General features: G+C 48.4%; 23 protein-coding genes, 1 pseudogene and 1 riboswitch. Of the genes and pseudogenes, 15 read left to right on the top strand and 9 right to left on the bottom strand.

What is annotated here, in order from left to right; translation table 11 throughout:
• Window positions 1-114 precede the first annotated feature (114 nt).
• The 7 genes from MKX74_RS25980 to MKX74_RS25950 all read left to right on the top strand — a co-directional run bounded on the left by MKX74_RS25980 (window position 115) and on the right by MKX74_RS25950 (window position 6,308).
• Window positions 115-549 carry an Rrf2 family transcriptional regulator gene (locus tag MKX74_RS25980; RefSeq protein ID WP_341180236.1) on the top strand — a complete coding sequence of 145 codons (435 nt, stop codon included), beginning with the start codon at window positions 115-117 and terminating at the stop codon, window positions 547-549.
• 289 nt (window positions 550-838) lie between these two features.
• Window positions 839-1,234: a Fur family transcriptional regulator gene (locus MKX74_RS25975; protein ID WP_018884042.1), complete on the top strand. Its 396-nt coding sequence runs from the start codon at window positions 839-841 to the stop codon at window positions 1,232-1,234.
• The gene (locus tag MKX74_RS25970) at window positions 1,210-2,019 is read left to right on the top strand and encodes a response regulator transcription factor (RefSeq protein WP_341180235.1); all 810 of its coding nucleotides are present in this window, start codon (window positions 1,210-1,212) and stop codon (window positions 2,017-2,019) included. The genes MKX74_RS25975 and MKX74_RS25970 overlap by 25 nt, the downstream gene beginning before the upstream one ends.
• 142 nt (window positions 2,020-2,161) lie before the next feature.
• A complete protein-coding gene (locus MKX74_RS25965; RefSeq protein WP_018884044.1) occupies window positions 2,162-2,575 on the top strand; it encodes a BlaI/MecI/CopY family transcriptional regulator in 414 nt (137 codons plus the stop codon).
• Between the two features lie 2 nt (window positions 2,576-2,577).
• Window positions 2,578-3,438: a M56 family metallopeptidase gene (locus MKX74_RS25960; protein ID WP_341180234.1), complete on the top strand. Its 861-nt coding sequence runs from the start codon at window positions 2,578-2,580 to the stop codon at window positions 3,436-3,438.
• A gap of 71 nt (window positions 3,439-3,509) precedes the next feature.
• Window positions 3,510-3,914: a DoxX family membrane protein gene (locus MKX74_RS25955; RefSeq protein WP_018884046.1), complete on the top strand. Its 405-nt coding sequence runs from the start codon at window positions 3,510-3,512 to the stop codon at window positions 3,912-3,914.
• Between the two features lie 339 nt (window positions 3,915-4,253).
• Entirely contained in the window at window positions 4,254-6,308 is a 2,055-nt protein-coding gene (locus MKX74_RS25950) for a methyl-accepting chemotaxis protein (RefSeq protein ID WP_341180233.1), read from the top strand.
• A 19-nt stretch (window positions 6,309-6,327) separates the two neighbouring features.
• Here MKX74_RS25950 and MKX74_RS25945 read toward each other — a convergent pair whose 3' ends face one another.
• From MKX74_RS25945 to MKX74_RS25905, 9 genes are all read right to left on the bottom strand, one after another.
• Entirely contained in the window at window positions 6,328-6,543 is a 216-nt protein-coding gene (locus tag MKX74_RS25945; RefSeq protein WP_341180232.1) for an aspartyl-phosphate phosphatase Spo0E family protein, read from the bottom strand.
• A 163-nt stretch (window positions 6,544-6,706) separates the two neighbouring features.
• Window positions 6,707-8,137, bottom strand: a complete 1,431-nt coding sequence (locus MKX74_RS25940; RefSeq protein ID WP_341180231.1) for a DKNYY domain-containing protein — start codon at window positions 8,135-8,137, stop codon at window positions 6,707-6,709.
• 95 nt (window positions 8,138-8,232) lie between these two features.
• Window positions 8,233-8,511: a hypothetical protein gene (locus tag MKX74_RS25935; protein WP_341180230.1), complete on the bottom strand. Its 279-nt coding sequence runs from the start codon at window positions 8,509-8,511 to the stop codon at window positions 8,233-8,235.
• A gap of 159 nt (window positions 8,512-8,670) precedes the next feature.
• Window positions 8,671-8,868, bottom strand: a complete 198-nt coding sequence (locus MKX74_RS25930) for a hypothetical protein (protein WP_133569093.1) — start codon at window positions 8,866-8,868, stop codon at window positions 8,671-8,673.
• Window positions 8,869-8,944: 76 nt separating this feature from the next.
• Entirely contained in the window at window positions 8,945-9,139 is a 195-nt protein-coding gene (locus MKX74_RS25925; protein ID WP_133569094.1) for a hypothetical protein, read from the bottom strand.
• Window positions 9,140-9,583: 444 nt separating this feature from the next.
• Complete coding sequence (locus tag MKX74_RS25920; RefSeq protein WP_341180229.1) at window positions 9,584-9,916, bottom strand: DUF3139 domain-containing protein; 333 nt, start codon at window positions 9,914-9,916, stop codon at window positions 9,584-9,586.
• A 201-nt stretch (window positions 9,917-10,117) separates the two neighbouring features.
• On the bottom strand, window positions 10,118-10,858 hold the full coding sequence (locus MKX74_RS25915; RefSeq protein ID WP_341180228.1) for a hypothetical protein: 741 nt from the start codon (window positions 10,856-10,858) through the stop codon (window positions 10,118-10,120).
• A gap of 647 nt (window positions 10,859-11,505) precedes the next feature.
• A complete protein-coding gene (locus MKX74_RS25910) occupies window positions 11,506-12,549 on the bottom strand; it encodes a transcriptional regulator (protein WP_341180227.1) in 1,044 nt (347 codons plus the stop codon).
• 106 nt (window positions 12,550-12,655) lie between these two features.
• On the bottom strand, window positions 12,656-12,871 hold the full coding sequence (locus MKX74_RS25905) for a hypothetical protein (RefSeq protein WP_341180226.1): 216 nt from the start codon (window positions 12,869-12,871) through the stop codon (window positions 12,656-12,658).
• A gap of 330 nt (window positions 12,872-13,201) precedes the next feature.
• On the opposite strand from MKX74_RS25905, the gene MKX74_RS25900 reads away from it, so the two are divergent.
• From MKX74_RS25900 to cobJ, 8 genes and pseudogenes are all read left to right on the top strand, one after another.
• Window positions 13,202-14,014, top strand: a complete 813-nt coding sequence (locus tag MKX74_RS25900) for a uroporphyrinogen-III synthase (protein WP_341180664.1) — start codon at window positions 13,202-13,204, stop codon at window positions 14,012-14,014.
• A 5-nt stretch (window positions 14,015-14,019) separates the two neighbouring features.
• A complete protein-coding gene (locus MKX74_RS25895) occupies window positions 14,020-14,613 on the top strand; it encodes an LOG family protein (protein WP_341180225.1) in 594 nt (197 codons plus the stop codon).
• The gene (locus MKX74_RS25890) at window positions 14,610-14,783 is read left to right on the top strand and encodes a hypothetical protein (RefSeq protein WP_341180224.1); all 174 of its coding nucleotides are present in this window, start codon (window positions 14,610-14,612) and stop codon (window positions 14,781-14,783) included. Before MKX74_RS25895 ends, MKX74_RS25890 begins: the two co-directional genes overlap by 4 nt.
• Window positions 14,784-14,976: 193 nt before the next feature.
• Window positions 14,977-15,167: riboswitch (cobalamin riboswitch) on the top strand.
• 398 nt (window positions 15,168-15,565) lie between these two features.
• Window positions 15,566-16,315: an energy-coupling factor ABC transporter permease gene (locus tag MKX74_RS25885; RefSeq protein ID WP_341180663.1), complete on the top strand. Its 750-nt coding sequence runs from the start codon at window positions 15,566-15,568 to the stop codon at window positions 16,313-16,315.
• Window positions 16,315-16,578 (top strand): annotated as a pseudogene (locus MKX74_RS25880) (energy-coupling factor ABC transporter substrate-binding protein); the annotation flags it as partial. The gene MKX74_RS25885 and the pseudogene MKX74_RS25880, both read left to right, overlap by 1 nt.
• 118 nt (window positions 16,579-16,696) lie before the next feature.
• Window positions 16,697-17,491, top strand: coding sequence for a cobalt ECF transporter T component CbiQ (gene cbiQ, locus MKX74_RS25875; RefSeq protein ID WP_341180223.1), 795 nt, complete (start codon window positions 16,697-16,699; stop codon window positions 17,489-17,491).
• A 134-nt stretch (window positions 17,492-17,625) separates the two neighbouring features.
• Window positions 17,626-18,522 carry an energy-coupling factor ABC transporter ATP-binding protein gene (locus tag MKX74_RS25870; RefSeq protein WP_341180222.1) on the top strand — a complete coding sequence of 299 codons (897 nt, stop codon included), beginning with the start codon at window positions 17,626-17,628 and terminating at the stop codon, window positions 18,520-18,522.
• Entirely contained in the window at window positions 18,519-20,498 is a 1,980-nt protein-coding gene (cobJ, locus tag MKX74_RS25865) for a precorrin-3B C(17)-methyltransferase (protein ID WP_341180221.1), read from the top strand. The genes MKX74_RS25870 and cobJ overlap by 4 nt, the downstream gene beginning before the upstream one ends.
• Window positions 20,499-20,547: the final 49 nt, after the last annotated feature.

Raw genomic sequence — 20,547 nt, 5'->3', positions numbered from 1 at the left:
TGTTAACGTTTACATTAAATGATGCGAAATGTGTAGTTCCTTGAAGTTCCCTGGTGGTTCACGTACAATATATTAATTCGGTAAGTCCAAATGGGATCGAGGTGTCCTGGGGTTGTGAGCAAAGAGAAAAGAATGCGTCAAGCCACGCCTAAATGGCTTGGTGTAGCTGTGCAGGCGCTATTGTTCCTGGAGCGTGATGGGCAAATGTGCGCTAGTGGAGATATAGCTGCTTGTATCGGTAGTGAGGTGACATTGGTCCGCAGAGTGCTTGCACGGCTGGTACAGGCCGGACTCATTACGGCGAAGGAAGGGCGAGTTGGAGGGTATTGTCTTACTCGGTCCTGCGAGGAGATTACACTGGCTGATGTATATCGGGCTGTGGAGATCTATGAGCCTATATGTCCAGGTATGATACCACCGTCGCCCAATACCTATTGTGCAGGTGTGACATCTGCTCTTACGAATATCATACAGGAATCGGAGCAGCAGATGTTGAAGTCATGGGAGCAGCATACACTGGCCTCACTCGCTGTCTATTGTGAGAATTAGCAGAGCTGGAGCGGATCTCTTGTACATCTGAAGAGATTTGCTGGGATGTGTAGATATGAGGGTGGACAGGCAAAATGGTGTAAGATTAAGTCGGGAATTTGTGCTGTGGATATGGATAAGGTAAAGAATAATTAAAAAAATTGAACCGAGATGAGGCCTGCTGGCTTCATCTTTTTTTCATCTTCTTGACGATTTATGGATTTAGATTTATACTAGGTCTAAATTGTTATTTATACTCATTACAAATTAAGATAAAATACAAATCGTTGATATAGAAGGAGTGATTCTTATGAAATCCTTGAATCTCACCATTCAAAGACAGGCTGTATATGATGTTGTACGTGAATCACACGATCACCCAACAGCCGCTGATGTGATGGAGCGCTTGAATGAACGGGGATATAATCTGGCTTACGGTACCGTCTACAATTCACTTCGTTATCTGAGTGACAAGGAGCTCATTCGGGAGCTGAAGCTTGGAGATACAGCAAGTCGCTATGATGGATTGATGGATGATCATCAGCATGTCATTTGCCAGGTATGTGGTCGTGTGGATGAGGTCATGAGCAGAGTGCCCGATGCATGGATGAAGCAGGTTGCTGTCGAGACAGGCTACGATGTAGCTCACGCCCATGTCGTATTCGGAGGAGTGTGCCCTGAATGCCAGAGCAAGCGAATCAGGTAACATCAGGAATTTCCATGAATCAAGTGAATAACGTACAACAGGCGAATTCCGGGAATCAAGTGAATGATGTGAATCTCTATGAGCCGTTGTATTGCCCTGTGACGAGTCGGATTACTTTGATAAGCCCGGTGCCTGCCCATGTCCAGACTTGGATCAGCATGCTCTCGGCCTCCTGCTATGATGTGATGGTATTCCACCGTTGGGAGCCGCAAGTCCAGGGACAGCTGACGACGGATCTGCTGGTACTCGACTGCACCTCACTGCATGGCATTGGCGAGCTGAAGAGCTGGTACGACCAGACTCGTCCTGAGCTGGAAGGGCTACAGCGTATGTTGCTGGTCACTCCAACGGTGCTGGAGGAAGCTGGGTCACTACTGCCCGATGAAGAGCTGCTCGCTTGGCCAGCCTCGGCGAATGTGACGATCAGTCGGGTAGAGGAGCTAATCAGTCGTCTGCCAGCTACCGCTGGGCAGCAAGCAACCAGCCGCAGAACCGTGTTCAAGGACATCTGGATTGATCAAGACAGGATGACCGTCCAGCTAAGCGAGCAGAGCATCAGCCTGACCAAGACGGAATATGACCTATTACTCATGCTCATTGAGGCGCAGGGTCGTGTTATTTCCAGAGAACAAATGATGAAGGAGATCTGGGATACGGATTTTGCGGGTGGAAGTAACGTGGTGGATGTCCATGTGAAGAGTCTGCGCAAGAAACTGGGAGACAGTGCGTCGGCCCCGAAATATATAGCTACGATTAGAGGAGCAGGCTATCGTCTGGCGGACTAGCTAACTAGCTGGGACTAACTAATTTAGATTGACCCGAACTCTTAACATTCTCAGTTCAATCTATATATATCATAAATTGACGAAATCAGGAATTTGACTTTCAATTAATAATCACTACAATGAGTAGTGTGAGGTGTGCATGATGAAGAGACTCAACTTCAAGGGCGGAGAGACAGGCTTGAACCGTTTTTTTGGACCACTGGAATCCAAAATCATGGATCAGCTGTGGAATCAGCCAAGACAGAGCATCAAGGAAGTTCAGACGGCACTTGAGCATGACAAGGACATCAGCTTCAATACGGTTATGACGGTCATGAATCGCCTGGTGACCAAAGGAATTCTGAGCAAGCAGCTACGTGGGCGGACCTCGCTCTATGAGCCTGTTCTAACGAGAGAGGAATTCATGGAGGCCCAGTCCAAGGAGCTAAGTCATGATCTTCTGGAGCAATTCGGACCGCTGGCTGTCAATCACATGATTGATGCGCTGGAGGAGGCCGACCCTGAGTTGATTGAGAGGCTTGAACAAAAAATCAAACAATGGAAAAAGGATAGGTGACCATGTGGAAAAGCCGTTCCCGATTGCTTTTTGCTGCCGGAGCGGGCTTGTCCGGCCTGATGCTGGTGCAAATGTTCATGTATGCTGGGCATACGTTATTGAACTGGGATTTGAACTTTAATGTATTTCAAATCTGCAGACAGTTGTTGGAATCCCTGCATATTGGTTATCTTGTAGATGGCTTGAATCTGCTGGTCCTGCTGACGTTTATAGTGTCCTTGGTCATGACCATTCGGCAGATTGCTGCTGAACGAGCCGCCCTTCGACATCTGGATAGCCTGGAGCATAGCGTATGGACGAAGCAACTGAATGCGACCTATACCACTGCGGGATTAGGGCGAATTCAGGTCATTGAGTACGATCGTCCTGCGGCCTTTACATTGGGATTGCTGCAGCCCCGGATTATAGTGTCAACAGAGCTGCTGTCCATGCTGGACGAGGAGGAACAGGCCGCTGTCATCTATCATGAGGCCCATCATATGCGACATTATGATCCGCTGAAGACCTGGACGCTTCAGCTCAGCGCCGTGCTATTGTTCTATATTCCCGTCCTGCGTCACATTCTTGAGCACTATAAGACAGCACGTGAGATTCTTGCAGACAATGAAGCGATCCATCGCACAGGGAGCCCTGCTGGTCTGGGCAGTGCACTACTGAAGCTACTGAAGAAGCCTTCGGCAGATGTCACGCCGGTCACAGGAGCAGTACATTCCTTCTTTGCGGGCACTTCTATTAATTACAGAATCCTGCGGATTCTTCATCCTGATCAGGATCTGCCGCCACGAATGCCACGCAAGCCCGTCATGATATCGGTACAAGTATTATCGGTATTAACTTTGTTATTCGCGTTCGCTGTGATCTAGCATCACAGCAACGTTTATTTTTACAAACAACACTACATATTGTAGTGAAACAAAAAAAAGGAGGAAATATGATGAATCAAAAGACGCTTCATATTGGATTGTTATTGGTGAGGTTGATGACAGGTGTAATCTTCCTGGTGCATGGTATGCAGAAATTTCAGGGACTGGAAGGGACGGCCGGCTTTTTCTCAAGCATAGGCATTCCGGGGCCACTGGCCCCTGTCGTTGCAGCAATAGAACTGCTGGGTGGTATTGCCCTGATTCTCGGCCTGGGTACTCGCTTTGCCGGCGCTGCCTTGACCGTGATCATGTTAGGTGTCCTGCTGACAGCGAAGATGGGACAGCCTTATATGGCTCTGGAGCTCGATCTGATCGTATTGTTCGCTTCTCTTCAGCAGGCGCTCGTAGGTAGTGGCCAATATGGACTGGATGCCGTTCTGTTCCGCAAAAAATCAGCCCCAGCGATCAGCGCGTAAACGAGCCTGAGAATCTGGTAGTCTCCACGCTGGATGTGACAACGACTCCCGTGGGTATTCCGAATACGTAGTGAATGGTTGGAACCTAGCATAATCCTATCTGAAAATCAAGTACTATGAAGCGGCCAAGCTCTATCGGCCGCTTTTTGTCATGTCGTCATATGCTGATCGGAATGCCCTTAATTCTTGTAACAATAGAATTAAGTTACTCATATTGATGTGCCAATAATTACTAAAATAAAGAAGCAATTTTTAAATTTATTTAATTAAACATCAGGTTCTCTACTGCCGATAATTAACACTGCTAGTCATATAAAGAGGCTAAAAGGGAGAGGTAGAATGAGACGAGGATTGAAGTTCAAATCTGATCAAGAGACAAGGGTGGTAAATAACCAAGCAGCAGAGATGCAGGGTCACACCCCCGAGGTCCGTAAGCGCAAATTTGTACTGACGCTGCGTCTCCGACTGTATGTGGCATTTCTATTGGTCCTGTTAATTCCAAGTGTATTTATCGGATGGATGACCTACTCTACATCACGTGACACAGTAGCTAACCAGATTAGAGAGGATGCGGCCGAGGCGGTCTCCACTGCTAACATGATGATTGAATCCAGTGTCTCGTCTAAGTGGCATAATGTCGGCTACCTGTCGGAGCAGTTCGATGGCTCCATGATTGATGGCAACCATAGCCCACTGATTGAACCACGGCTGGTAGAATATGTGCAGCTGCATCCTGATGTGATAGATACTTTTATAGGGACTCCTGAGGGTCTGATGATTCGCGGAGTACCCAAGGAAGATGAGAATGGATTTGATCCACGTACTCGAGAGTGGTACAAGCTGGCTATGGAGCAACCAGGGAAGACTGTAATTGCTCCAGTGAATATTAATTCATCGGGAATCCCGGTCGTTGTCATGGCGAAGACACTTCCTGACGGTTCAGGTGTTCTGGGTATGTCCTTGAATCTGGAGCGTGTCCAGGAGCAGGCCTTGATTAAAGTCGGCAAGCAGGGGTATATTCTTATCCTGGATGGTACCCAAAAGGTGGTGGTCCATCCTACCATTGAATCTGGGGAAACGGTAGATGCTGACTATTTGTTGAAAATGTATGATGCACCAGGCGGGTATTACGCTTATTCGAATGAAGGGCAAAACATGAGCCTTGATTATGTAACGAACGAGACGACAGGCTGGAAAATTGCAGGTACCATGTCCAGCTTAGAGATTGATGACACGGTCGCAGGAATACGTAATACGACACTGATTGTAATCTTGGTGTCACTGGTGGTGGTTGTTGCGATAATTACAATTATTGTGCGTGCGATTCTGGTGCCGATTCGTAGACTACAAGTCTCTGCCGAGCGGATTAGCCAGGGCGACCTGAGCGGGAAGATCGAGACGGGTCCTGCTGATGAGATCGGTATGCTGGCACGTTACTTCCAGCAGATGGTGGAGAATCTGCGTACCATGATTCAAGGAGTAGGTGAGACGACGAATCGTGTCAATGCTGCTGCAGAGGAGTTAGCTGCAGGGGCCGAGCAGACAACACAGTCGATCGAGCATGTGACGGTAGCCATTCAAGAGCTGGCTGAAGGAAGCGAGCGTCAGATTGAGCGCATGGGTAACAGCTCGGATCGAATGAATGAGGTATCCAGCAATGTAGGTAGCGTTACCGGGCAGATCAGAGATATGTCTGACCGACTGCGTAGCACGTCTGCATCCGCCCAAGAGGGTAGCGGTTCTGTATTGCAAGCCGTGGAGCTGATGCATGGGATGCAGCATACCGTGAATGATCTGGGGCAGGTCATCGAATCACTTACGCTACGGTCTGCCGAGATCGGGGGCATCGTAGAGGATATCTCAGGCATTGCCAAGCAGACGAACCTGCTGTCCTTGAACGCTTCGATTGAGGCATCGCGGGCAGGTGAGCACGGCAAAGGTTTTGCGGTCGTCGCGAATGAGGTGCGCAAGCTAGCGGAGGACTCGGCTGGATCGGCTGCCCGAATTGGCAGACGAATTGCGGCTATTCAATCCGATATGGACAAGGCCCAGCGTGCTATGCGTGATACGCAGGAGCGTATGACGGAGGGAGTAAGTGCAGTGCAGAACTCCGGGGAGTCCTTCAATCTCATTCAGGCTGATATCATAGCGGCGTCTACGAGTGCCGAGGTGATTCGGGAGGCTGCTCAGGAGATGGAGAAGAGTACATCCGAGGTGGTTCAGTCCATACGCGAGATTCTGAATCTGTCCTCGGAGTCTTCTGCGAATACACAGTCGATATCCGCAGCCGCGGAAGAGCAGCTTGCGTCTATGGAGGAAGTGTCTTCCGCAGCTACAGACCTGAGCAGCATGGCAGAAGAGCTTCAAGGAATGGTAGGCCGCTTCCGCGTCTAGAGCAGTATAGTATAAAAAGTTAGATTGACTCGCTCAAGCCGATTGTATGGACAATCGGCTTTTTGCGTGTGCCATGTAACCGGAGTTCCTGATTGTATTGGTTCAGCCATAAGTCCAGTTGCTCGGAGTGCTCAAGGACCTCGGGATGGAGCAGATTATCCCGTTCCTCCGCAATCTTATGTAGCTCTGCTCGGGCCAGCTCAATTCGTGGCTGTAGATAGCTTAGATTAGCCATGCTTCTCATCCACCTCCTATTGTCATATTTTAGAGGTTATTGCTAGATTATAGATTGTAATTTGTATTGCAGAAGATAGGGAACTTGAGCGAAGCATACAAAAGAAAGGAGGCCACTCAGGCGAACGAGTGACCTCCAATTATGATAAGCAGGCTGTTCGGCGTTATAGCCCCGTTTTCTTCGTCTTTTTGATATCTCCATTCTTGATTGCATAGTAATGGGTCTGGTCCTCTGCTCCGCCCATGTCGTCGTGGACTTGAAAGGTGGAGGCGTCAGCAGACTTTTGCACGCTGCCTGTTACAAAGCTGAAGACAGTTTGCATATCCTTTCCCCAGAACCGATTCAGCATCATAAAGCTATTGCCGTCCACTCCCTTGACGGTACGTTTGCCGTTAGCATTATAGAGATGGGTCTGGTCCTTTGCCCAGCTTTGTGGCTCATCGTTGAACAGAAACTGAAAGCTGGCCCTATCTATGGCTTTGGCGAGTGTACCCCATAAATAGACGTTATTCACGTCTTGCGCCCAGCTTCCTGTAGGAGACAACAATTCAAAGCTGGCGGGATCTGCACCTTTCATAGGAACCAGCACCTGATCAGGATGCCCGAAGGGCAAGCTTGTCCGCACGAAGTCGGCATGGTACACATGATGCGTGTCCTTGGATAGGCCGTGGTGACTGGCTGTTGGGTAGGATACAAAGCTAGCGGAGTCCGCATCGGACACCATATAACCGTTGTAGTACACATGGTTCTTATCGCGCCCGCACATATCGTCTAGCGGAACAAAGGAGCTGGGGTCGGCTCCTTCGATGATACGCCAGCGGAAATAGACATGCTGCTGATCTCGCGCGAATTGTTCGTTGAGAGGCTCGAAGGATGCAGGGTCCGCTGCACGCACCAAATTGCGCGTCGTCCGCGTTATGTCGCCGCGCCAGTCGCTTGAATCCACGACATAGAAGATAGCTCTTCCCGTCGTATGCCAATTCCATTGCAGAGGCTGTAGCCCGGCTTCATTATGTTCATAATCGGGATGCCACCAGCCGCGAATGTGAGGGTAGTTGTCCAACAGCCAATCCTTTATTTCATCTTTGCTTTCGTTGGCATAGGTAAGCGAATTGAAGTAATGGAAGAGATGATCCTGATCCGTCACGTATTGTTGATAGGCAATGGCGGTTGAGGCATCCACCTCGCTCATGGTGAAGAAGTGATTGCTTCCTTTGACATACAGTCTATGCTTGTCTCGTGCAAAGTAAGGGGAGTGAGGCAATAGCTCGAAGCTGGCGGGGTCGGCTTCAGGGATGAGCTTGTCCTCCAGAAACACGTTCTCGTCATCCAGGCCGTAATCATCGTCTAGAACGGTGAAATTCCCTGAGTCTTGCGTCTTGCTTATGCGAGAGGCTTTGTTGCTGCGCCCGTTGTACCACCAGACTCCGCCGCCATCACGCAGATACCCGAAGGGAATCCATCCTCGTGTGAACAGGTGAATAACCTCGAAGTGATCCGCCGAAATCCCGCCTTTGACTGCAACGGACTCACCGTTCTCCCTATCTGTGCGGACAACCTGATGATTGTGAATCGACAAGATATTTTCTACCACGCGATTACGCTCCGATCCGAGTTTTTACCCAATAGTAACCAGCTCGTCGGCGATTGAAAATAGGAGCTGCCGTACCTGAATCCAACTGTGGCCTTTTATATCAAAAAGCCGTCCAAATCCGCGTACCCCATATCGGTCAATAAGTTATTACCGTTTAGCTCATGCACTTTCTTTGTTGTCAGATCTAAATCCAGATCAAGAATATATTGAAGAATCTCCGCAACATACTTGGGTTGATTAAAGTTAATGGAGTAAAGCTTATTCTCTCTAATCACGCGTAACCCTTCATTCAAAGGGCTGCCGGTAGTTGGTGTATCCTTGGTAATAAACTGAACTATAAATTTTATATCTCTTTTCTCAGTAATAATAGTCAATTTGGATCTGCAGTACATATCTCTGACTGCTCTATAATTCCACATGTACGTATGTCCACTAACTACTAGTTTTCTCATAACACGATAGCCCTCATTTCTGTAAAGATGGTACAAGTCCTGATGAATGTTGAATACGTATTCCTCTTGGTGAAGCGGGACTTAGCGGGACTTTTTGTCCCCTTTTTTATTTTCATCCAACTTATCGTGAATACTTAGCAATATCCCTATGATGATAGAGCCGTAGAAGAACCATGCGTCTGCATTTGGGCCTTCACCAATATTGACACCGATCAGACCGAATAACCAGGCTGCTATCGTAACAGCTATAAAGGTGCCTATAATGTACACGAAGATCATAATATTCCCTCTCAGTCTATTAAGTTTTGTTTATGAGGTGAAATTATGGAGATATGGTGTTCCGTTGAGTTAAGTACTATTTTGAATGCGTAATACCGTGGTATATAACGAGCAGGCCAATAATACCTGCCAAAGTTCTACCAATAAATTCAGCAGAAATCATAATGGGGTCAACAATTCGCCCTGGATTATACAATTGTCCCGTTATGAGTACGGGGACTAAAATGATGATTACGCCTATCACAAGGCTTGCCCATAGTTTTTTATTCAACAATGTTGCTCCTCTCTCTCTACAAATATTAAAGTGCCTTACAGCAGTAAATGGAAGATTCAAAGGTGAGGGGGAAAGACATAAACTCTGAAATATAATATGGTGAGAAATGAATGTTAATATGGGTATTTTCACAGAATAATTCAAGAGGCTTTGCCAGAAACGGACAAATATACATAAATGAGAGAGAGATTAATGCAAGTTGAATCACCAAGCAGGGAAATTCATTGTTAAAGATGGAGTTGCAAAAATCCCGGTATTAATAGAAACAATAATGTTGTTAATAAAATCCCAGAAGTTAGAAGTGGTAATATAATGATATGAATCGGAGCTATCTCTACATTGATAAAAGTTTTGACAAATGCATACACAGCTTTGTTCGAATGGATCAGTTATACGGATTTTAAGGTTATCTCTATTCCAAAACAGCAAGTAGTGCCGTAGTCATTCTTGGTTATTTTTTAAGCGTTGAGGATTCTTAGGGTCTAATTGATGCCACCTTGAAACATCTCCGTCTCCATCTGTGAAAATATATTTGGTTTCAGGATCATCCGAAAAAATAACATAGACAGGGAATTTCGGCATAGAACTCAGCTTAGCTTCTATACTAATAATCTCATCTTCTTTATAGCCTTCAACATTTATAAGATGCTGGCGTAGACTCGTTTCCAGAGAATTGTATTTGACTTGTAAGGATATAAAAAAAGCGCCTATTAATAATAGGACTAGAATTATAGTACCAACTAGAATAACTTCTATAGTCCGCTTTTTTTTCATAGTAAACCTCCTATCGGGATCGATATTGGATAACCCTTTTTAAGGTTATAGTGAAAAAAAGTAGTTTTTTTGATATTTAAGTTAGGATCAATTTTGAGTTTATCAAAATAACTTTAAACTATAAAGAAAGAAACTCTGTAATTTCTGAAAAGACAGAGTTTCTCAAAAATGAAATTATCTATTCTAAGTGTAATTCTAGGATTAGTTGTGTACAGCTTTGAAAGATGTTGTATAAACAAAATGGTTAGATCTTGTAAATGCCGAAGGAGTTACAAAAAAATTAGTATCACCGGTCATCCCTCTATCAGTAATATCAATACCTTCACCATAGTAAAATGCTTGCCACATAAATTTAGAACAATAATTTGGAGTAAGTGTATCTAAGGGCGAGTCGAGTTGGATGAGATACTCTGTAGCTCTTTTGTAGTTATACACTGCCCATTTAGCTGCTTCGACACCACGTCCATTTTTGGGTCTATATACCTTTATTGTTTCCCCTGCCCCATGTCTCCACATGTAATTAGCCATGTTATCTACAGTTCCGCCATTTACAGGCAAAGTTACATGAACAACCTTGAAATTTGAATTTACTATACCCACATGACCGACAATTTGTGAACTACCACCTAATGTTTTAGTAGAGTATAAAACATCTCCAATTCTCATCGTCACATTAGTACCCGGATAGGTAGGTCCGATTGCTGCATAAGGGCCGACTAGAGAATCTGTTTGATATATCTCATTTGTAACTGAATTTTCTTCATTCTGATAGACTGAATCTGATACACTGATCTCCACTTCTGCATCTGATAAAACCCGATGAGTACTGAGCATTGAGTCAGAAATGTTTGCACTAGCTGTAGATTGCCCTACAGGTAGCATTCCTAGAACTACTAACATAGATGTTAATATTAGTAATCCTTTTAATAGAAACTTTCTCAATAAAATTCCTCCTTGAGTTAAAAGTAATATTCAGAAACTATTTTGATTTAAAAACCAATTTTTCTTTATGTATAATCTAAGAGGTGTTTTCACGATCATTTTGTAGTATCTAGGTGATTGTAGTTTTTTTACATATATCACCCCCCTTGTTATATATAATATACTTTTCTGCCAATATTTTGTTGTTTACTTGTATTGCAGTAGATTTAGATTATTAGGAGAAGTTGTGATAGCAAATGCGGAATTATGAATGGGTATGTTGTAGGCAGTAATCGTATGAAGAGTATTTTGGATTTTAGAAGGATAATTTTTCGGGTTTTTCAGAAGATTTGCTATGTTGCTGGAAATAAATAAACTGAGACCTCGGTTCCAATATGAGAGGGATAGTAATCTTATTGACATGATAAAGACACCCTCAGGATGATCACAATCAGATCACCTTGAGGATGTAGAGTAGTTTTTATTGCGCTGAGAGCTTACTAATTAAGTAAGTCTAATTTTAAAAAAGAATTGTTAACCACCGTGTCCATGCCCGTTTGTTGTTGCTGTAAGGTGTTGCGCATGATCTTTGGAAAGTTCTGTAACAGTTAAGGTAGATGGGAGTAGTAAGCTAAATATTATTAAAATATTGAATAAATTTTTCATAGTTATATTTGCACCTCACTCGCTAAATTATTGAATTCACTCTTTTCTATGCTTGTTGCGTGTACTCTATACTTTTCAAATAGAACCATGCATCTAACAATACTTTTTTCACTATTTATTCTAATAGAAAACTGCAACGCCTGTAGGATATATTGTATCCCTTCATTTCTATTATAAGATAAATGATACTTTGCTAATTCACTTAATAAACACGAGTACTGCTCATCCATGATCTGTTGGTCGTATTCAGCTATTTTGTTCCGGTAACTTCTGACAGAAATATGCGAAGAGAAGCGGTCCAGAACAGAATCAATATTATAGCTGTGACGGTTAGCAGACTGGACTAGTTTATAAATTGCTGTGAATAATTCATCCTCATGAGAGGATATAAAATTTAGATATTTAGGCAGTACTTCAAAATCCCCAGACATCAAACGGTATAGCATTATATTGGCAACCGCCCACTCCTTAAACTGTTCCTTCGTTCGTTTGGAATCTTCTTGAAAATCTTGTTGTAGCCAATCAGGGTTGGCGTACAAATGCACATAGTGAAGAGCTTGTTCATAGTCCTCGTTTTCCTCGCAAACTACTGAGCGTAGCATCAAAGCATATAATGGATATGAGCATAGAGGTCTTTTCGGTTGTCTTTTGTGACTCTCTAAACGTTTTGATTTCGAGCTTCTATGTAATTTATATTCAATAATTGAAATTTTATACAACTGCTGTGCTAGTTCATCTACCTTGTTCCAGCGTCGCAAAGCGCTATAGGTATATGCTAATTTAAGAAGTGCATCCAACTGATCTGACTCGTCGAGATAATTGACATAACCTTCAAATCGAATGGCAGCTCTAAGGTTGGCGTCCAGATCCTGACCAAGCGAAATAATAAACATACGGTAGTGACACAGAGCCAGCCGCTCAGAGTGCTGCATTTTCTCGCTCTCCGCCACGCGCTGGTAGAGCACCATTGCTGCCGCCTTGTTATCCTCTCCGAACCACTGCTCAGCCAGATCGAATAGCATAGGAGTGTATGAGAGATTATCCATAATCTCGTTCGTCACCTTGGTAATACAGTCGAGCTTCCCGAGCTCCGCGCAGCGGCCCAGAAACGGACGCAGCCTTCGCCAATCCGCAGTAGCGCCAGCAATGTACTCATCTATGTATAGTACGTAAAAAATGTCCTTCTGGCAAAGCCATACCCGACGTGATGCCATCCAGATGCTGCATGGAGATCGGGCGAGTTCCGTTCAATATACCGCTAATGGTTCCTGAATTAATGTCAGAGCGCTGTGAGAACTGACTAATGGAAAGTGTATTTGATTTTATATAATGCTCCAACTGATCGCGTATGGTTACTTTCGATTTCACTACTGTATCCTCCCTTGTATCATGTGAAGATAACCTAATGATTTTACTCACTTTATTAAAAAAGTAAATGTATTCCATCTATCGCATTGATTATACATCGTTTTCCAAAATGTGGTCAATTCTGGCGTATTGCATAATATTGAGTAACGAACACGGTTATCGACTGCTAAAGAACATTTCATCGCGGTATTCCGCTTTGCCTGTTCGAATTGTATACTTGTACCAGATTAGAATAATTATTGCGAGCTAGAGCCCTGAATCGACGATGTAAGCGGAATGATCTGTTCAGAAGCAAGATAAGATGAATTGAAGGATTGGGAGGATGGCATGGTGGCACAACGTATGGCAGGTAAAATCGTAGCCTTGGCGGGTCCGCGCAAATCAGCAGAAATGGCAACATTGGTAGAGAAAATGGGAGGTACCGCCTGGCTGCTTCCAGCACAGGGGACGGTGTTTCTGGATGATGCGGAGCTGCGCAAATCCTTGGAGCAATGGCTTGCGGCTCCACCGGAATGGGTGATTCTGACGACGGGCATGGGACTCGACGCGATCTTCAGTGTGGCTGAAGAGGCAGGCGTCGCGGAGCGCCTCTTGGCGGTGCTGCAGCACTCCAATATTGCCGCTCGCGGCTACAAGACCGTGAATGCGCTGAAGAAGAGAGGTCTTACGCCTAGTGTACGGGACGACGACGGTAGTACAAGCGGGCTGATTCGTTCCTTTGGCGAGACACAGCTTCAGGGACAACGTGCGATCCTCCAGCTTCATGGCGAGTCTGCGCCAGAGCTGCTCGCCTGGCTGACAGAGCGAGGCGCGGATGTCACGCAAGTCCTTCCTTACAAGCATATTCCGCCACAGGAGGAGCATCTGGAGAAGCTGCTGCATAGTATCGTTACTCGCGAGCTGGATGCAGTCACGTTCACCAGTCGTCCGCAGATTCATTTCCTCGCAGCGTATGCCCGTGAGAAGGGGCAGTTCGATGAGATGCTGGAGGCTTTTCGTGACAAGGTGGTAGCCGTAGCTATAGGCAAGGTGACAGCACAGGCGATGAGGGAGGAAGGCGTTGAGCCACGGGTTATTCCTGAGGAAGAACGGATGGGCAGCATGATGGTAGAGCTGGGACGTTATTTTGCGGACAGGAGCTGATGTGATTGCAATCCATTTGTGTATTTGCAGGGTCGAATGACGGACGATCTGCGAACTATCGAGAGCAGGCTGTTGCTCTGGGTACTTCACTCGCGAAGCAAGGAATTCGCCTTGTCTATGGCGGCTCCAGCTATGGGTTAATGGGAGCAGTGGCAGATGCCGTGCTGGAGCATGGCGGACAGGTGACGGGGATCATGCCGACAGGGCTATTTCGCGGCGAGATTGTACATACCGGCTTGACGGAGCTGGTCGAGGTAGCCGACATGCATGAGCGCAAGGCGACCATGAATCGGTTGGCAGATGGCTTCATTGCTTTGCCCGGTGGTCTGGGGACCTTTGAGGAGCTGTTCGAGGTGCTATGCTGGGCCCAGATCGGTATCCATACGAAGCCGATTGGACTGCTGAATGTGAACGGCTATTATGATCCTCTGGTAGAGCTGATTCGCCATAGCGTACGGGAAGGCTTCGCCGGGGAGACGCATCAGAATCTGATTCGGGTCGCGGAGCAGGCTGAGGAATTAATCGGACAATTGCAGGCCTATACGCCGCAAACGCTCGGGACCAAATGGAACATCAAGGCACCAGAAGGAGAAGCATGAACAGAGAGCTAGGCAAGACATTTCAAGCCTTTGTACTAGAGGGACGGATACCGTTCCCCTTTGAGACACCTTTGGAGGATGTCCAGCAAGCGCTGGGCACCTCTACTACATATCCTATGGATCAGAAATACGGCTCGTATGCTGTCTATGCGGATGGAGTGGAGCTGTAAAGGACGGGTATATTGCCCGTGCCTGCGAATTTGCCAGCTATGGCTTGCTTGTGGCCGGAAGAGCAACGGCACTTAAGAAGGAGTTCAGACGTGTCCTGAGCCAAGCGAATCTCGACTGATTGAGGCAAGCCTATGCGGGACTGTTTTTGTCTTGCGCTGGTGACGGGGCGAGGGTATCATAGAGAGCATAATCATATACAGCCACAGACTGGGTGCCTTTGCTTCACACAAAGGGTAACAGGGAATCGGGTGCAAATCCCGAGCGGTCCCGCCACTGTAAAGGGGAGGTCTACTTCATCACGTCACTCGAGTACCACTACACGGGGAAGACGAAGTAGACCAACGAGCCTTAGCCAGGAGACCTACCCAGTCTATTTCACCGTAGTCCTTCGCGGAGAGGAGCAAGGTGTACCGAATCAATTGAGAAGTGACCAGCTAAAGTTCACACAGGCTTGCTGAATCCTCGTGTTCAGGTTGACGGCAGACTATGCGGCGCAGCCTGGGACAGGTGTGCCTTGCAGTAGTGAAGGGGTGGCTGTGCTTCTCGTTGTTATTTGAGTACATATTTGAGGCCCGATCCGAACAGGATCAGGGTCTTTTTTAATGGATTCTTCCGCCTGTGAGAGGGAGCGCCTGACGACATACAACCAGACTAAGCACATATAGTGAGCATTTTGCATACAACCATCGAGCGACTATCATCCACAGTACGATTATGCAAACTGCCGATAATAGGTATTTCATTGAATGGAGGAAAGAGTGTGTTCACACGACGTCGATCGATGGTTTTTGCTGTACTGGTGCTTGGCTTTACCTTGTATTTCCTACTGGCCTCTCCACAGGAAGTGTACGCGATGCATATTATGGAGGGCTTCCTGCCACTCGGGTGGGCTGTGTTCTGGTGGCTATTGTTTATTCCGTTCTTCGCTCTTGGCGTGCGCAGGCTCATCCGCATTACGCGTGAGCATCCCGAGCTGAAGCTGATGATGGGACTGGCCGGGGCATTTACCTTTGTATTGTCGGCCTTGAAGCTTCCATCTGTCACGGGTAGTAGCTCTCATCCGACGGGGACAGGACTTGGGGCGATTATGCTGGGTCCACTACCCATGAGTGTAATTGGCTCAATCGTGCTGCTATTTCAGGCTGTTCTGCTGGCACATGGGGGACTCACAACGCTGGGGGCTAATGCCTTCTCCATGGCGGTAGCTGGACCGTTCGCAGGCTATGCCGTGTACAAGCTCCTGATGAAGGGAAAGGGCAGGGAGAACATTGCTGTGTTCTCAGCGGCGGCGGTAGCGGATATGACTACATATCTTGTTACTTCCTTGCAGCTCGCACTAGCCTTCCCTTCCGCTCAAGGCGGGGTGCTGGCATCCTTTGCGAAGTTCGGCGGCGTATTCGCTATTACCCAGATTCCGCTCGCAATAACCGAGGGCTTGTTGACTGTGCTGCTATGGAATTGGTTGAAGTCCTACAGCCCTCATGAGCTATCCATCCTGAGCCGTCATGAGAGAGGAGCGCGCCAAATATGATGAGTAGAGGTCAAGTGGTCTGGATCTTGGTGGCGGTCATTTTACTGGCGGCTCTGCCACTACTGCTGGTGCAGGGGGATTTTGGCGGAGCGGATGGAGCGGCAGAGGCGGTCATTCAGGATATTAGTCCGGAATATGAGCCATGGTTCCAGCCGCTGCTGGAGCCTCCCGGCGAGACGGAAAGTATGCTGTTCGCGCTTCAAGCCGCGCTGGGTGCAGGGCTAATCGGCTACGTACTCGGTCTCATGCGAGGGCGTAGAGAGCAGCGGGCCAACAATCTATCTAATCCATCTAGTGTATCTAGCGTCTCCGATGCCTCGCTATCGACTGAGACTAGAGATGAACAACCGAATAGCAGCGTGATGCATTCCTCCCAGTCTCATGCTAAGAACCATTGATTCGGTCTCGTATGGCAGTCGCTTTCGCAGGTATTCGCCCGTATGGAAATGCGGCTTCGCTGTAGCGCTGCTCCTGCTAGCCTACGTGACGCATCCGTGGGTACAGGCTATTTTATGGTGCTGGCTGGTCGTCTGGACGGTCGGATATGCGGCAGTGTCATGGAAGCTCTATGCCGTCCTGAGCGGCAGCGTATTCCTATTCTATCTCGTGAGCCTGCCTCCGTTGCTGCTGGAGATGGGCTCGCCTGAAGATCACGGGATCGTCTTGTTGGCGAGGGACACATGGTCTGTCTATGTGACACAAGAGCACATTCAGCGGGCGCTGCAGCTAGGAGTTCGAATAGGAGCCTGCACTGCCTGCCTGATGTTCCTGATCCTGACTACTCCATTCGCCGATCTGCTCGGCGTAATGGCGCGAATGAAGCTGCCGGCCATTGTTACAGAGCTGATGCTCATTATGTACCGCTTTTTATTTTTTCTGTCCGACACGGCTTCGGGGCTCATGCGTTCACGGCGGCTGCGTGGGGGAAAAGGTGGTGCCCGCGCCATGATCAGGGATGCCTCTGCGATGGCGGGACAATTGTTCATGAAGACGATGGGACGATACAGAGGACTGGAGCAAGGACTGGCTGTGCGGGGATATGACGGCACGCTGCCGCTATACCTGACTGCCACGGACCCTATGCCGCTCAGGTATCGTATGGAGGGCTGGGCAGGCGTGGTTATTCTTGCTGTGCTGGAGCTATGGTACGTGCTGTTCATCCGCTATTCATCTTAGATCTAAGAACAGCAAGCTTAACAGTGATCGACAGGGGCTCCCCGCTTGCAGCGGCTCTACACTCATACGTGATCTGGTCAAAGGTACCAATCTGATCCTACCCATGGATTAAGTCATGATTAGGTGGTCTTAGCATGAAATTCATATTGGAATGGAACGGAGTTTCCTATCTCTATCCATACACCCGGCTTCCGGCATTATCGGACCTGTCGGTAGCGATTCCACAGGGAAGCCGAACTGCCATCATCGGGCACAATGGCTCTGGCAAGTCTACTATGCTTCTGCACGCGGTGGGCTTGGTACAGCCCTCTGAAGGTAGCGTGGAATTCGCTGGAGCGAGGCTTGGCTACAGCAGGAAGCAGCTTGCAGCACTGCGACAACGGATCGGGCTGGTGCTTCAGGACCCCGAGCAGCAGATTATTATGAACACGCCGCTGGCGGATATCGCCTTCGGATTGCGCAACCTGGGGCTGGATGAGGTGGAGATTGGTGATCGAACCAGACAGGTGCTTGAGCTGCTAAGGCTGCAAGAGCTTGCTGAGGTACCTGTCCATCATCTGAGCCTGGGGCAGAAGAAGCGAACGGCACTTGCCGGAATCCTAGCTGTAAGGCCAGAAGTGCTGCTGCTGGATGAGCCTACGTCCTATCTGGACCCCCATTCCGAGCAAATGATGCTGCAGGGACTAGCTGAGGTACATGCTGCGGGGACCACGGTAGTCATGGCTACCCATGATATGGATCTGGCGTATAGCTGGGCGGATTGGGTGATTGTGCTAGAGAAGGGCACCTGTCGTATGCAGGGGCGCCCGGAGGATGTGCTGGCACAGCAGGAGATGCTTGAAGGGGCAGGACTTGCGCTGCCATTGCTCGTCGAGCTATGGCTCGGGCTTCCGCCGGAACTCCGGAGAGGACGGCCTGCACCTCGGAGCAAGGAGCACATGAAGAAGCTGTTGCGGGAATGCTTAACGGTTCAACAAGAGTCGAGTATGACAATACATGATGGAGATTCATCGAATGGGGGAGACGAATGAGTACACTTGGCAAGCTGCTGGTGATTGGTTTTGGACCTGGGGATATGGAGCATATCACCAAGCGGGCACTGGATGCTCTCGCGGAGAGCGAGGTCATTATTGGCTATAACACCTATGTGGATCTGATCCGGCCGCTGTTGACGGCTGAACAGGAGATTGTGCGTACAGGGATGACGGAAGAGGTGAGTCGTGCCCAGGAAGCGGTGAGACAGGCCGAGAATGGGAAAAAGGTGGCGGTCATCTCCAGTGGAGATGCCGGCGTTTATGGGATGGCCGGACTGATCTACGAGGTGCTGATTGAGAAAGGCTGGACAAGAGCAGAAGGCGTCGAAGTCGAGGTCGTGCCAGGTATCTCGGCTATTCAGTCCTGTGCTTCATTGCTGGGGGCTCCGGTCATGCATGATGCCTGCACTATTAGTCTTAGTGATCACTTGACGCCATGGGAGACTATCATTCGCAGAGTTGAAGCGGCTGCTTCGGCGGATTTTGTAATTGCACTATATAATCCGCGCAGTGGACGGCGGACCCGGCAGATCATGGAGACGCAGGCGATGTTGCTCCGTTACCGTGATCCGAAGACACCCGTAGGACTGGTCAAGAGTGCATATCGCGATCGCCAGCAGGTCATTGTCACGACACTTGAGGATATGCTCAATCATGATATCGGCATGCTGACGACGGTCATCATCGGCAATTCCTCCACGATGGAGTATGATGGCCTGATCGTGACACCGCGCGGCTATCAGCGCAAATATACGTTGGATGCCGAGGTACAGCCATTGCGGCCGCATGAGCGTCTGCGGACGGAGGCTGAGCCATGGTCCCTTAGTGCAACGGAGTCCAGTAGCACAGAGCCAGAAAGCTCGGCGGGAGCGCAGGATGCGGGGACCCCTGTATCCAGCTCTGGTGTAGCTGTGAATCTAGCAGCATCAGCTACACCGATGAGCCAGCAGGCAGGTGGATGGACTGGTAAACAGATTGGTGAACAGACTGGTGACCACGCACAGCCAGCCCTCTCCTCACTCGCGCTGGCTGAAGATGCGCTACGCAGACTTGCTGCCGGATCTACTGGCACGGAGAGCGAGGAGGCTGCCTTTCAGCAATTGTGGGGCCAACCTACGAATAGTGGAGCTGTAGCGGGAAGCCTCGAAGCTACTACAGGCGCGACTGTAGCAGGCTTAGCAACGGCAACAGCAGGGTCCGCAACTACAGCAGCTGTAACAGCAACCGGAGGCGTGGCAGTATTGGCATCCTCGCCAGCTCCGGCAACGTCCCCTACAGCAGCCACTGCGGGTGGAGCAACGCGTAGCTCAGCTATGACGCCACGTGCTCCTATCTTCGAGGTAGGCGTGGCACCAGGTGTCGGCAACAAGAAGTTCAATGCCAGACAGATGGCCCTGTTGGCAGAACTAGCCGGGGAAGAGGGAGAGCTAGAGTACACGACGGACCATCAGATCATTCTGCGTGTGCCGTGTGCCGAGCCTGAGCAGCTGGTAGCCAGCCTCCGTGCAGCCAGTCTCATTGTGTCTCCGATCGGGGACGTCTTCAAGGTGAAGGCCTGTGACTTCTGTGATATGGAGAAGAATGATGCCGTGCCGACCGCTGAGCGCTTGCAGGCTGTAATAGGTGGTCTGAAGGCCCCCAAGACAACGAGTGTCGCTGTAAATGGCTGTGCCATGGCATGCTACGGTGCCGTATTGGAGGATATTGGGGTAGTGTACCGCAAAGGAGGCTATGATCTCTTCTTGGGCGGTAAGAAATTCGGCCGGAATGCTCACCCTGCGCAGTCTGTCGCAGAAGGTCTGACCGAAGAGCAGATTGGCGCAGTCGTGGAGCAGGTTGTCGCGGAATACAAGGAGAAGGGCCATCCAAACGAGCGATTCCATAAATTTTTCAAACGTGTCGGTGTTGTGGCCGGGTTCCGTCATGAGGATGCACCCGCTACCGTTGAAGTGAACGTCGTATGTGGCGATTAAGAGCATATAAAGGATCAATGTAAGCAAAAAAATCTACTAAGAGCTACAA

It is taken from the genome of Paenibacillus sp. FSL K6-1230 (genome assembly GCF_038002385.1).
Taxonomy (GTDB): domain Bacteria; phylum Bacillota; class Bacilli; order Paenibacillales; family Paenibacillaceae; genus Paenibacillus; species Paenibacillus massiliensis.
The sequence above is the reverse complement of the archived record's forward strand: the minus strand, read 5'-3'. Positions and strand labels throughout refer to the sequence as shown.